11 protein-coding genes are annotated in these 13,683 nt (G+C 64.7%); 5 read left to right on the top strand and 6 right to left on the bottom strand.

Annotation, left to right across the window (positions count from 1 at the left end; translation table 11 throughout):
* Positions 1–52 precede the first annotated feature (52 nt).
* Both AC59GX_RS08140 and AC59GX_RS08135 read right to left on the bottom strand, forming a co-directional pair.
* Positions 53–1,501: a glucoamylase family protein gene (locus AC59GX_RS08140; protein WP_426279841.1), complete on the bottom strand. Its 1,449-nt coding sequence runs from the start codon at positions 1,499–1,501 to the stop codon at positions 53–55.
* Positions 1,502–1,576: 75 nt separating this feature from the next.
* Complete coding sequence (locus AC59GX_RS08135; protein ID WP_426279840.1) at positions 1,577–4,573, bottom strand: TonB-dependent receptor; 2,997 nt, start codon at positions 4,571–4,573, stop codon at positions 1,577–1,579.
* 324 nt (positions 4,574–4,897) lie between these two features.
* On the opposite strand from AC59GX_RS08135, the gene AC59GX_RS08130 reads away from it, so the two are divergent.
* Positions 4,898–5,689, top strand: coding sequence for an enoyl-CoA hydratase/isomerase family protein (locus AC59GX_RS08130; protein WP_426279839.1), 792 nt, complete (start codon positions 4,898–4,900; stop codon positions 5,687–5,689).
* Positions 5,690–5,766: 77 nt separating this feature from the next.
* Here AC59GX_RS08130 and gorA read toward each other — a convergent pair whose 3' ends face one another.
* From gorA to pgi, 3 genes are all read right to left on the bottom strand, one after another.
* Positions 5,767–7,140 (bottom strand): glutathione-disulfide reductase, encoded by a 1,374-nt coding sequence (gene gorA, locus AC59GX_RS08125; RefSeq protein WP_497301441.1) that lies wholly within the window; start codon positions 7,138–7,140, stop codon positions 5,767–5,769.
* Positions 7,141–7,246: 106 nt separating this feature from the next.
* Positions 7,247–7,624, bottom strand: a complete 378-nt coding sequence (locus AC59GX_RS08120; protein WP_426279837.1) for a DUF4174 domain-containing protein — start codon at positions 7,622–7,624, stop codon at positions 7,247–7,249.
* A 144-nt stretch (positions 7,625–7,768) separates the two neighbouring features.
* Positions 7,769–9,259, bottom strand: a complete 1,491-nt coding sequence (gene pgi, locus AC59GX_RS08115) for a glucose-6-phosphate isomerase (RefSeq protein ID WP_426279836.1) — start codon at positions 9,257–9,259, stop codon at positions 7,769–7,771.
* 125 nt (positions 9,260–9,384) lie between these two features.
* Between pgi and lepB the strand changes: the two genes are divergently transcribed.
* From lepB to era, 3 genes are all read left to right on the top strand, one after another.
* The gene (gene lepB / locus AC59GX_RS08110) at positions 9,385–10,194 is read left to right on the top strand and encodes a signal peptidase I (RefSeq protein WP_426280388.1); all 810 of its coding nucleotides are present in this window, start codon (positions 9,385–9,387) and stop codon (positions 10,192–10,194) included.
* A complete protein-coding gene (gene rnc / locus AC59GX_RS08105; RefSeq protein ID WP_056065532.1) occupies positions 10,191–10,853 on the top strand; it encodes a ribonuclease III in 663 nt (220 codons plus the stop codon). The genes lepB and rnc overlap by 4 nt, the downstream gene beginning before the upstream one ends.
* Positions 10,854–11,134: 281 nt before the next feature.
* Positions 11,135–12,058 carry a GTPase Era gene (gene era, locus AC59GX_RS08100; protein ID WP_426279835.1) on the top strand — a complete coding sequence of 308 codons (924 nt, stop codon included), beginning with the start codon at positions 11,135–11,137 and terminating at the stop codon, positions 12,056–12,058.
* A 179-nt stretch (positions 12,059–12,237) separates the two neighbouring features.
* On the opposite strand, the gene AC59GX_RS08095 is transcribed toward era, so the two are convergent.
* On the bottom strand, positions 12,238–12,996 hold the full coding sequence (locus AC59GX_RS08095) for an NAD-dependent deacylase (protein ID WP_426279834.1): 759 nt from the start codon (positions 12,994–12,996) through the stop codon (positions 12,238–12,240).
* Between the two features lie 172 nt (positions 12,997–13,168).
* Here AC59GX_RS08095 and AC59GX_RS08090 point away from each other — a divergent pair, with 172 nt between their 5' ends.
* Positions 13,169–13,582: a hypothetical protein gene (locus tag AC59GX_RS08090; RefSeq protein WP_497301440.1), complete on the top strand. Its 414-nt coding sequence runs from the start codon at positions 13,169–13,171 to the stop codon at positions 13,580–13,582.
* Positions 13,583–13,683: the final 101 nt, after the last annotated feature.

Raw genomic sequence — 13,683 nt, 5'->3', positions numbered from 1 at the left:
GAGGATCGGGTATGCACTCGACCTAGGCTTTCCGGCGCGGCGGCGAAACCCCTTAAGGAACGCGCGCGAGCCATCCCCCGGTAAATCCGGCACGGTCCAGCCCGCGTCGGATATGCGGGTTCCGGCGCATCGTGTTCCATACCATGCCGGTCCGCCAGTTCTCGATCATCGCGACGATCGGCCCCTGGTCGATACCGAGATAGTCGACGTCGACCCAGCCTACGCCGGGCACGATCCGGCCATGCTTCAGCGGCTCGCCCATCTCGGTCAACGTCGGGTTGAAGGCGTCGAAGAACCCGTATTTGCCGTAGATCCCCTTGCCGTATCGATCGTCCATCGCGGTGATCGTGGGGATGACGAGATCCGGCGCAAACACGATCGATCCGACCGCCGCAGTCGGCGCGAGCGTACCGTCGTCGCGCGCGCCGGGCCCGCGTTCGGAGTAACTGAAGAACTCCCGCGCCCGCCCGCCGATCGTCGCCTTGAAATCGCCGGGACCGTCGCACGCGGTCAGTCCCCAGATGTCGGGGCCATAGCCCGCAAACCCGCCCGCATTGGCGATCGCATAGTCGCGCTGTGCGATCGTTGCGCGCTTGCTGTTCTCGAAATAATCGATGCCCTTGGTCGCGATATACGCGTCGCGGATGCCGCGGAAATCGACCCAGACATGGCTGTACTGGTGCACGAACATCGGCGGATAATGGAGATGATCGCCGCGCCACGACGGCTCGAACTTTTCGGTCAGCGCCCCCCAGGTCGATGGCGGCAGCGGATGCGTCGGCGAGCCCAGCGCGAGCAGATACATCAGCATCCCCTCGTTGTAGATATTCCAGTCGCTCGGGATGAAGCCGCTCTCGGGATGCCAGCCCATCGACAGGAACGGCGCACGCGGCGTGATCCACGTCCAGTCGACCGCGCCGTAGATCTGATCGGCGAGCGCGCGGATCCGCTGTTCCTCGGGATGATCGCCGTCGAACCAGCTCTGCGCGAACAGCATCCCGCCAAGCAGCAGCGCGGTATCGATCGTCGACAGTTCCGCGCGCGCGAACCGCTGGCCCTTGGTGATGCCGAGAAAGTGGTAGAAGAATCCCTTGTACCCGCTGTTGCCGGTCGGCTCGGGGCCCATCGGTGCGATCGCGAAGAACTCCATCGTCGCCAGCGTCCGCTTGCGCGCCTGTTCGCGCGTGATCCAGCCGTTGACGACGCCGATCGGATAGGCGGTCAGCGCGAAGCCGACCGCGGCGATCGACGAGAAGGACGGCGTCGGCCAGCGATCGAGCGCGAGCCCGGTGACCGGATCGGTCGTGTCCCAGAAATACAGGAACGCACGCTCCTGCAGATTGTCGATCAGCGGGTTGGCGGACGGCGGCGGTGCAGGCGGCGCCGTGCCTGTAACGCTCTCGATCGCCTTGACCAGCGGCCGCCCAACCGATGTGCATCCCGCGGTAAGTCCACCGAGCGAGATCGCCCCGGTGCCGAGAAACTGCCGTCGATCGAGCATCCGAACTCCTGATCAGGGTACGCCACGACCATGAGGTCAGGCGGGCGACTGGAAGGGTCGCCCGTCCTTAACGCATCAGAATCTGTAACCAACCCTGAACTGGATCCGCCGCGGGAGGGTCAGCGTGCTCGTGCCGATCCGTGCAGGCTCGAGCGGATCGGTCGCCTGACCGGTCGCGGGATCGATCGTGTTGTTGAACGAGGCGTCGAACCCTTCGAAGTTCTTGTTGTTGAACGCGTTGAGCAGATCGACCGCCGCCTCGAACTGATCCTCCTTGCCGAGCACGCTGAAGCGCTTGGCAAGCGTCAGGTTGACCTCGCAATAGGCGAACACGCCCTTGATGCAGTTCTTCCGCGGATAGCGCGCGGTGAAGCGGTTGAAGCCCGAATCCGCGCCGTTGGTGGCGTCGGTGACCTGGAACGCCTGGCCGCTGCCCAGCGTGTTCAGCATCGAGAACTGGAAGCCGAGCGGCAGGTCGACCATGCCCGAGATCACCACCCGGTGACGTTCGTCGCCGGCACGCGGGCGCCAGCCATAGGCGTCCGGCGTGATCGCATCGAGGCTGAACAGGTCGCCGCCGTTCTGCTCGCCCTTCGAGAAGGTGTAGGCGACGTTCAGGCCCCAGCCCGACGACTTGGTGTAGTTCTTGTCGAGCGTGAAGTAGATCGCCTTGTACCGCGTATCGAGTCCGTCGAGGCCGACGATCGCGTTCGCATAGCCGAACGGTTGCAGCGGCGCGGTGTTGCAGCAGCCACCGAGCCCGTTCAGGGTCCGCGTCGCGAAGATGTTGGTATAGCCGTTGCGCCCGCGAATGTAGGAGGCGGTCAACGCGGCCTGGAAGATCCCGACCTTCTGGCGAATGCCGATGCTCGCCTGGTCGTTGACCGGCGGGCGCGCGTCGTTCTTTACGGCGAACAGTTCCGGCAGCCCTTGCGTCGAGGTGGCAGCGAGCTGCAACAGCCCGTCGCGCGTCAGATAGGCGGGATTCCACTGGACGGTCGGCAGGCCCTCGCGCGGCGCGCCGTTTGGCGAAAAGCGGAACACGCCGATCGGGTTGATCGTGCGGCTGAGCTCGTCGACCGTGTTGTTGAAGTTGTTGCGATCGTAATAGCGCCCGATCCCGCCGAAGATGACCGTGGTCTGGTCGTCCTTCAGATCGTACGAAAACCCGAAGCGGGGGGCGATCGCGCCAGCGAACGGACTGCGGTTGCTGCCGTCGGTGATGTAGTTTTCCGGATCGAAATACGACGTCGTGGGCAGCGCGCGCAGCGCGGCGGCGGCGTTGGCGGGCGTACGATATTCGTTGTTGAAGCCGTTCGTTTCGTAATCCCAGCGGACGCCGACGTTGAGCTGGAGCTTGCTCGTCACGTCCCAGTCGTCCTGTACGTACAGGCCGATCTGCGTGTTCGAAGCGAGGATCTTGCCGCTGCCGAGGCCCAGTCGTGCTTCGGCCGGCGACGCGAAGGTCAGCCCATTTTGCGGCTCGCGCCGATAGGTATAGCGCGGCTGGATGAACGACTGGTTGTCGAACTCGATATCGGTGATCTCGACGCGGGCGCCCGCCTTGAACGAGTGGTTCTGAAGGCCGGTATAGGTGACGTCGTCGCGCAGCGTGTAGCCCTGCTGGACCTCGCGACGGGTTGAATCCTTGCCGCCGAATATGATCACGCCGTCATAGTCGTAGGTCGGGAGATCGGGGTTGAGCGACGTCGGATTGAACGTGTAGCTCAGGTAATTGGCGTTGAACTCGTTGATGAAGTCGCTGCCGGTATAGGTCCATTTGTACAGATACGTGTCGACGACGTTGATCTTGTTCTCGGCGTTTTCATACGAGACGTTGCCGCCGAAATTCTGGATGTCGGTTTCCTGGCGACGGCTGAACGACAGGTCCATCACCTGGTTGCTGTCGGGGGTCAGCGTCAGCTTGCCGAAGTAGAAATCGCCACGGAACGGGCTGACGAACGCGCCTTCGAAGTCGCTAAGGCGACGCCCCGAATTGGCCTCGAAATCGGCGACCGCCGCAGTCGAACCGGTGCTGTCGACGTTGAACGCGCGATCTTGGTCGTTGCCTTCGTAAGTCGCGAAGAAGAACAGCTTGTCCTTGATGATCGGGCCGCCGAGCGACACGCCGTATTGCTTGCGCTTGAAGGCGGGTTCGGGGCGGTTGTTGGCCTTGTCGAGGTAGGATTTCTCGCTGAGGCTCTTGTCGGTATACTGGCCGAACGCCTCGCCGTGGAACTCGTTGGTGCCCGACTTGGTGACCGCAGTGATGATCGCGGCGCCGGCCTGCTCGTACTCGGCCTTGTAGTTCTGCGTCAGGACGCGGAATTCCTGCACCGCCAGCTGGCCGAACGGGTTGCCACGGCTGTTCTGCTGGCCGGCGACGCCGCCCTCGCGCAGCTTGTTCTTCAGGCTGACGCCATCGATGAAAACGTTGACCTGGCTGGCGGTCGACGCGCCCGACTGGAACCCCTTGTTGGTCTCGCTGTCGTTGTATTTCACGCCCGGCGCGAGTGCTGCGAACGACAGGAAATTGCGATCGGTCTGCGGCAGGTTGCGAATCTGCTGCTGGCTGACGTTGGTCGCGACTTCGCTGGTCCTGGTCTCGACCAGTCGCCCGCCGGTAACCACGATCTCCTGGCCATCGCCGGTGGCCGGAGCCGAGCCGCCGGTCGTGGCGCCTGTTGCGTCGGTGTTCGCAGCCGAAGCCGCCGCCGCCGGTGCGAGCACTGCGTCGAGCGTCGCGGACTGGCCGATCGAGACGATGATGCGCTGTACCGATACGTCGCCGTTCGTACCCGTGACGGTGATCGTGTACTGCGCCGGCCGCAGCCCGTTGAGGATGTAACTCCCGTTCGCTGCCGTCACCGTGCGGAAGCTCTGGTTGGTCCCCCCGTTTACCGCCACGACCGTCGCGCCCGCCACCGCCGCGCCCGCCGAATCACGCACCTGTCCGCGGATCGCGGCGGTCGTCGTCTGCGCGGTCGCGGTGGTCGGCAGGGCGACTGCCGAACCGAGGATCGTCGTCGTCACCAGCGCAGCGCGCAGCGCCGCGACCATCATGGTCTTCATGTCGAATAGTCCCCTGTGTTGGACGGGATCGGCAAATGGCTGGGCACAATCGGGGCTGTCCTGCCGATGGCAGTGCCGAATGCTGCTGCTCGCGACGGTCGCGACCCCATGCCCTGGACCTCTCCGGTTGCCGCTCCCGATGAAGACGGCCCCGGCGCCATGATCTTTGTCGCGCTGCCGGGATCGAGGCTCTACGCTCGCTTCTCGAACTCTGCCAATGGGTGGAAGACGTCGGGCGTGGATTCGGCGACGGTCCGTGTCATAATCGCCACAATCCATGTTTGCGGCCCATATTAGCCGCGTTCGACAGTAATGAGGCTGAAGATGACCAATGATCCCTCGGGTTTTTCCGGCGTCGACGTCATCCGAGACGGGCATGTCGCGATCGTCACGTTCGCGCGGCCGCCGCACAACTTTGCCGATCTCGCGCTGATCGAGGCGATCGGCGCCGCGTTCGCCGCCGCGGATGCCGACCGCGACGCGCGCGCGATCGTCCTGCAATCCGAGGGCAAGGTGTTCTGCGCGGGGGCGGACCTCGTCAACGCCAATCCGGTCGCCGCGGACCGGACGGAAGGCGAGCGCAACCCGTTCTACGTCGCCGCCGCCAGGCTGTTCGCGGTCGAGACGCCGGTCGTCGCCGCGATCCAGGGCGCAGCGGTCGGGGCAGGGCTTGGCCTCGCACTGGTCGCCGATTTCCGCGTGGCCTCGCCCGAGGCAAAGTTCGTCGCCAACTTCGTCCAGATCGGCTTCCACCCCGGCTTCGGGATCTCCGCGGTGCTGGAACGCGTGATCGATCGCCAGCGCGCGCTGCTGATGACCCTGACAGGGCGCCGCATCCGGGCGGAGCAGGCGGAGTCCTGGGGGCTGGCGGACGCGGTGGTACCTGCGGACCAGTTGCGTGCTGAAGCGCTGTCGCTCGCAAGGGAGATAGCGGCCGGCGCGCCGCTCGCGGTCGGCTCGACGCGAAAGACGATGCGCGGAGACCTGTTCGCGCTGGTCCAGTCACAGACCGATCACGAACTCGCCGAACAAGCCTGGTTGCAGAAGACCAACGACTTCGCCGAAGGTGTCCGCGCCGTCAGCGAACGCCGTCCCGGCAATTTCACCGCCACCTGATTGTTCCCCCGCGAAGGCGGGGGCCCAGACTGGGCTACCGCCTTCGCGGTAGAACAAGCTTGAAGCGGGGCCGCCCCTCACTTCATCAAGACAAGCTCTTCCGCCATCGTCGGATGCAGCGCGACGGTTGCATCGAAATCGGCCTTGGTAAGCCCGGCTTTCACCGCCACCGCGGCCGATTGCAGGATTTCGGGGCAGTCGGGCCCGATCATGTGGATGCCGACGACCCGATCGGTCTCGCCGTCGCAGATCATCTTGTATAGCGAGCGCTCGTTGCGGCCCGCCAGCACGTTCTTCATCGGCCGGAAGTCGGACGTGTAGACCTTCACCGAACCCAGCGCCTGCTTGGCCTGCGATTCGGTCATGCCGACGCCGGCCATCGGTGGGTGGCTGAACACGGCTGCGGGAACGTTGGCGTAATCGACGCGGGTTGGCTTACCGCCGAAGAACGTGTCGGCAAACGCCTGCCCCTCGCGGATCGCGACCGGGGTCAGCTGGATGCGGTTGGTGACGTCACCGACCGCGAAGATCGAGTCAGAGCTCGACTTGTTGTCCTCATCGACGATCACCGCGCCCGCCGCGTCCATCTCGACGCCAGCGCTCTCGAGCCCGAGCCCCTTGGTATTGGGCAAACGGCCGGTAGCGAACATCACGAGGTCGACGACGATCGGCTCGTGGCCGCTCATCTTGACCGTCAGGCGCCCGTCCGAATCCTTCTCGATGCTCTCGAACGCAGCGTTGAACCGAAAATCGATGCCCTTGCTCATCGATATCTGGAGCAGGCGATCGCGGATCGATTCGTCATAGCCGCGCAGGATCACGTCGGTCCGGTTGACCAACGTCACATGCGATCCGAACTGGTGGAAGATCCCGGCGAACTCGTTGGCGATATAGCCCGCGCCAGCGATCAGAACGCGCTTCGGCACGTCGTCGAGGTGGAACACCTCGTTCGAGGTGATGCCGTGTTCGGCGCCGGGGAACTCCGGGGTCAAGGGATGCGCACCGACCGCGATCAGGATCTTCGCGGCGGTCTTCGTGGTGCCATCGGCGAGCGTGACTTCGTTCGGCCCGGAAACGACCGCACGCTGGTGGATGATGTCGACATGGTTGTTCTGCAGCGTGGTCGTGTAGGCGCCGTTGATCCGGTCGACCTCCTCCATCACGTTGTCGCGCAGCGTCGGCCAACTGAACGCGCAATTGTCGGGCACCTGCCAGCCGAAGCGCTTTGCATCCTTCAGATCCTCGGCGAAATGCGCGCCGTAGATCAGCAGCTTCTTCGGCACGCAGCCACGGATGACGCAAGTCCCGCCGACCCGGTATTCCTCGGCTACCGCGACGCGCGCACCGTGCGCGGCGGCAACGCGCGACGCACGCGTGCCACCCGAGCCTGCGCCGATGACGAAGAGGTCATAGTCGAATTGGGTGTCGGTCACGGATGTGGTCTCGGTCACGGGCAGTCCTCGTAGGTCGCGTGCCGCGGGGCGGCTTTGCATGCCATCTGGGGCAGGGGGCGCGAAGCGGCAACCCCGGCGCGGCGATCACGCTGATCGGCTCAGCCTATCGCTGCCCCGCCTTGCGCATCGGCATCGCGTCGATCGTCGCCTCCAGCGCGGCGGCGGGGAAGGGCTTGGCACTACGCAGTTTCTCACCGCCATCCTTGCCGATCAGGATCGCGGTAAAGGTGGCGGGGAGGCGATATTTGCGGCGGAGCGCTGCGGCCGAGTCGCCAACACCGCGGACCGTGTCGCCGACGACCTCGACGATGGTAAGATCGCGGGCGGCGGCGTTAGTCTTCCAAGCGGCCAGAATACGACGTTGCTCGGTGAGCGCGGGGTCTTCAGCGGTCGAGGCAGAGACGATCAACACGCGCCGCTCCCACTTCATCTGCGCGACGGTGGGGGAGGCTGCGAGCGCGATGGCAAGGAGTAGAGGCATGAGGATGTAACGCCTCAGCCTCTCCAGTTCTCCAGCGCCCTCTAGTTCTCCTGCGAAAGCGGGAGCCCAGGGTTACAAGCGCTACGCGTGGTATCCTGGGCCCCCGCCTTCGCGGGGGAACACGAAATAGGTTTCCTCTCGGAATTACCCGAACGCGCGCTTGATCAGGTCGTCCGTCGAAGGATCGAACGTCTGCCCGCCCTTCTCCGCAGCCTTCGCCATTTCCTTCCCCAGCTCGACCCCGAACTGGTCGAACGAATTGATCCCCAACAGCACCCCGTTCACGAACACCCGGTGCTCATAAAACGCGATCAGCGCGCCGAGCGTCCGCGCATCCAGATCATCCAGCAGCAACGTCGACGAAGGCCGATCGCCCGAATAGCTCCGCGCCGGATCCTCGACCTGCTTGCCCGCCATCAACGCAGCCCCCTGCGCAAACGCGTTCAGCAACAGCGCACGATGATGCTCCTCGGGCAACGTATCGCCCGGCTCGATCACCGCGATGAACTCGACCGGCACGAGATGCGTGCCCTGGTGCAGCAACTGGAACACCGCATGCTGCGCTTCGGTGCCAACCCCACCCCAGGTGATCGCCGCCGAAGGACGCCCGAGCGGCTGACCGTCGACCGTCACCGACTTGCCGTTCGACTCCATCTCGAGCTGCTGGAGATAGCTCGGCAGCAACCGCAACCGCTCGTCATACGCGAACGGCGCGCGCGTCTCCGCATGACGGATCTGCGTGTAATACAGGTCGGCAAAAGCCGCGAGCGCCGGCGCATTCTCGTGGAGCGCCGAAAGTCGGAAATGCCGATCCATCTCGGCCGCACCCTCGAGCAGTTCCTCGAACCGGTCCCACCCCAGCGCGATCGCCGCCGGAAAACCGATCGTCGACCACAGCGAATACCGCCCACCGACGCTTTCTGCGAACGGCAGGATACGCGTCTCGTCGACACCCCATTCCATCGCCTTCTCGGGCGACGCGGTCAGCGCGATCACGCGGCCATACGGGTCCTCGACATTATGCTCGGTCATCCACTGCAGCACGCTTTCGGCGTTCATCAGGGTCTCGGTTGTGGTGAACGTCTTCGACGCAACCACGAGCAGCGTCGCCGCCGGATCGAACTTCGCGAACACGTCCTCCAGCGCGACGCCGTCGACATTGGCGACGATCGCGACGTCGTAGCGCTTGTCGTCACGCCCCAGCGCATCGACCAGCAACTGCGGCCCCAGCGCCGACCCACCGATCCCGACGTGCAGGATATGCCGCACCGGGCCGAGCGCTTCCGCCTCGATAGCATCGATCAGCGTCCGCATCCGCTGGTGACTCGCCTGCGCGATCGCGACGCTCTCGGGCTTGCCCTCGCCGCGCTCGGCGGTGTGCTCGACCGCGCGGCCCTCGGTGACGTTGACGACCTCGCCCGAGAACAGTGCTTGGCGCTTGCCCGATAGGTCCTGTGCCTTCGCCATCTCCTCGAACGCCGTCACCATGTCCGTCGTCAGGTGAGTCTTCGACCAGTCGAAGTGGATCCCCGCGACATCGAGGCTCAGCTTCGAGAGGCGCTCCGAGTCCGCTGCGAACAGGTCGGTCAGCTTGGTGACGGGCAGGGCTTCGATCTTGGACCAGTCGGCGGTCATGCTGCTTCTCCGAATAGACGTGCGCGCCGGTCATGCTGCAAGCGCGAGACCGCGACAACGCTCTTTCGGTGACACGTATCCCGCACACGCTTGACGATAGGCGCAGGTTGAGCAAACCCGCGCACATGGCAAATGACGTGAAGACCAAACCCAAGCGCTCCGAAACGAGCGAGACGTTCCGCTTCCTGCTGAAGCTGGCGGTGGTCGTGCTGATCCTGCGCAGCTTCATCTTCGCGCCGTTCAGCATCCCGTCCGAATCGATGCTGCCTAGGCTGCTGATCGGCGACTATCTCTTCGTCTCGAAGTGGAACTATGGCTACTCCCGCTGGTCGCTCCCCGCCGGCGTGCCCCTGATCCCCGGCCGCATCTTCGGCAGCACGCCGACCCGCGGCGACGTCGTCGTCTTCCGCGCACCCGAAGTGCTCGATCACGACGTCATCAAGCGCGTCATCGGCCTCCCCGGCGAGACCGTCCAGATGCGGCAGGGCACCGTCTACCTCAACGGCAAGGCAATCCCGAAGCTCCGCATCGCCGATTTCACGATCCCGCTGACCGAGAACTTCAACGCCGAGAAATGCGGCGCGCCGTACGTCGACGTCGTCGCGAACGTCCAGATCTGCCGCTACCCCCGCTTCCGCGAAACGCTCCCCGGCGGCCGCAGCTACGAAGTCCTGGACCAGGCCGAACTCCCCGACCGCGACGACACCGGGCTCTACACGATCCCCGCCGGCCACATCTTCGTGATGGGCGACAACCGCGACGACAGCGGCGACAGCCGCTTCCCCGCGCCGCAGGGCATGGGCTACGTCCCGCTCGAGAACGTCGAGGGCAAGGCGGTCGTCAACTTCTTCTCGACCGACGGCGATGCCGAATGGCTGAAGCCCTGGACCTGGGTCAGTGCCGCGCGCTGGAGCCGTATCGGGGAAGGCTTTTGAGCGACCTCGCCGGCTGGCTGAAGACGCTCTTCGGCCGCGCACCGACCAACCTCGCCCCCTATGAGCGCGCGCTGACGCACGGCAGCCAGGCCGCGGCGAACTACGAGCGACTCGAGTTCCTCGGCGACCGCGTGCTCGGCCTGATCATCGCCGAGTGGCTCTACGAACTGTTCGCGACCGATCCCGAGGGTTCGCTGTCGAAACGCCTCAACGCACTCGTCACCGGCCCGGTCTGCGCCGACGTCGCCCGAGAACTCGGCGTCCGCGCGCACCTCAAACTCGGCAAGCAGGCCCGCGACGACGGCGCCAGCGACAGCGACAACGTGCTCGGCGACGTGATGGAAGCGCTGATCGGCGCGTGGTACCAGGAAGCCGGCCTAGACGCCGCGCGCAAGTTCGTCCGCGGCGCCTGGGGCGATCGCGTCCAGGCCGGCGCAAAAGCCCCGCAACACCCCAAGTCCGCGCTCCAGGAATGGGCCGCCGCGCACAACCGCAAGCCCCCCGAATACACCATCGTCGAACGCACCGGCCCCGGCCACGCCCCCAAATTCACGATGCTCGTATCGGTCGGCAAGCTAGCCGAAGCGACCGCGACGGGCTCTAGCAAGCAGGAAGCCGAAACGGCCGCGGCCAAGGCGCTGCTCGAGAAGCTCGGCTGAGAAGAATGGATCACGCGGAGACGCGGAGCCGCGGAGGCGGTGCGTTTGGAACTCCGGCCTTGCCCCGAACGCCTCCGAGATAATCGGCGGCGCATGATCGCAGACGGCGCGAGCCCCATCCACACCATCTCCGCGGCTTCGCGCCTCCGCGTGAACCAACTTCTCTTTCCTAAACAGTGAACCGCGCGACCACGGGCAGGGCCGCAGTTCGGCGGGAATGACGCGAGGGCGTTTTATCTGTATGACCGTCCCCGAATATCCCGATGCCGAAAAGAGCCTAAGTGACCGAACCTACCACGCCTGAAATCTCCACCCCCAAGCATTGCGGCCTCGTCGCCATCGTCGGCGCGCCGAACGCGGGCAAGTCGACGCTCGTCAACGCGCTCGTCGGCCAGAAGGTCGCGATCGTCAGCCCCAAGGCGCAAACGACGCGCGCGAAGCTGATGGGCGTCGCCATTGAGGGCGACACGCAGATCCTGCTCGTCGACACCCCCGGCATCTTCGAGCCCAAGCGCCGCTTCGACCGCGCAATGGTTGCCGCCGCCTGGGGTGGCGCGGAAGGCTCCGACATCATCGCGCTGGTGGTCGACGCGAAGGGCGGGATCGGCGGCAAGGTCACGACGATCGTCGAGTCGCTGGTCGGACGCACCGAACCGATCTGGCTGATCCTCAACAAGGTCGATCTCGCCGACAAGACCAAGCTGCTGATCCACGCCGAGAAACTGAACGCACTGCTCCCCTTCGCCGAGACGTTCTTCATCAGCGCCGGCACCGGCGACGGCCTCGCCCACTTCAAGGCCGAGCTTGCTAAGGCGATGCCAGAAGGCCCGTGGCACTATCCCGAAGACCAGGTCTCCGACTCGACCGAGCGCGCGCTGGCGTCCGAGGTCACGCGCGAGCAGCTCTATCTCCAGCTCCACGCCGAACTGCCCTATGCGAGCACGATCGAGACCGAGCAGTATATCGAACGCCAGGACGGCTCGTTGGAGATTCACCAGCAGATCCTGGTCGAACGCCCGACGCAGCGTGCGATCGTCCTCGGCAAGGGCGGCGTCCGCATTAAGGAGATCGGCGCCCGCTCCCGCATCGAACTCGCCTCGATAACCGGCAAGCCCGTCCACCTGTACCTGCACGTAAAGGTAAAGCCGGGCTGGGACGAAGACCGCGAAGTCTACCGCGACATGGGCCTCGACTGGGTCGACTGACCTCCACCCAAGAGACTGTTCCCCCGCGAAGGCGGGGGCCCAGACTGGACTCCCGCCTTCGCGGGAGAACAATCTTTCCTACATCGGTCAGCACCAACCCGCGCCCACCCCACAACCAGCCCGGCGAAGGCCGGGGACCAGTTGGGGGACGGTCGTCACGACGGACGGCGCTCCGTTACTCAGGCCTTCCCAACTGGGCCAGGTAACGAGCCGAGCATCTCGTCCACCCAAGCCGGCACCAACACCCCAGCCGCACCGATCCGCGTCTGCTCGAAGAACACGCTCCCCATCGAAGGATCGAGGTTCAGCTCCAGCGTCCGCGCCCCATGATACGCCGCGGTCTGCACGAACCCCGCCGCCGGATACACCGCCCCAGAAGTCCCGATCGACACGAACAGATCGGCCTTCGCCAACGCCGCCTCGATCCGCTCCATCTGGTACGGCATCTCGCCAAAGAACACGATATCCGGCCGCAACGCCGCGGATCCGCACGCGCCGCACACCGACCCCTCCGGCAACACCCCCGTCCAAGGCTCACGCGCCCCACACACGGCACACAGCGCCGACAACAACTCCCCATGCATATGCAGCATCCGCGTCGCCCCCGCGCGCTCATGCAGGTCATCCACATTCTGCGTAACGATCAGCAACTCGCCGTCCCAACCCGCATCCAGCCGCGCCAGCGCATGGTGCGCGGTGTTAGGCACGACCGTCGCCAGAGCCGCGCGTCGCAGATCATAGAACCGGTGCACCCGTTCCGGATCCCCCGCGAGCGCCTCGGGGGTGCACACGTCTTCGACCCTATAGCTTTTTGGAGCCAGATCGTTTTCGTAAACATCCCAATAGGTTACGGCGCCCTTAGAGCGAAATGTCGGGACGCCGGACTCGGCGGAAACGCCGGCTCCGGTCAAGATCACAATGTTCTGGATATCGCGCATGGCGACAGAATACGCGAGTGACGGAATGTCGGAAAGTGGTGGAAAGCAGGCTTTCCGCTTTGGAGCAGGGGAATACCAAGTCTCGCCAACTCGGCGGCGGCAATAGCCAAGTATTGTCGATAGCTCGCAATCAGGATAAGCTGAAAGTATAAAATGTTTAGGGGAGGAAGAAATGCGTAGATTCCTACTTGGTATGATTGTCTCAATCATCGCATCGGCGGCTGGAGTACAGGCTCAACAAGGGGGCGCGGGAGCGGGGCCGAACAACAGCGGTCCTGGAGACCTAAACCGTCAGCGGACTTTCGAAGAGTTCCAAGTAGGCGTTGCCGACTCCAATCGATTGACGAGGCGGCCTGTGCCGACGCTGCCGGGAGAAATTAGGCAGGGGCTGGACGTTCACGATTCAAAGGGATTGGTGATCGGCAAAGTCGAGTCCGTCGGTAAAAGCTTTGCGACGGTGTCGAGCGCGATCGGTAGCGTCGAGGTAGACTTCACTTCCTTTGCAAAAAACAAGAACGGGCTTTTGATCAATCTTCCCAAGAGCAAGATCGACGTTCTGATGGCGCGGGGGCATCCGGCATCGTGAGGGGCTGATAGGCTCAGCCCCGGCCGTCGCCTCTTCACAGGGCCGAGTGTCCCCCGCCGCGCTGCGCCCCGCCGACGTCCGACTCGAAAAAGCGGACGGGC

The organism is Sphingomonas sp. 320_CC (genome assembly GCF_059691795.1).
Note: the sequence above shows the minus strand (reverse complement) of the source record. Positions and strands in the feature narration are given on the sequence as shown.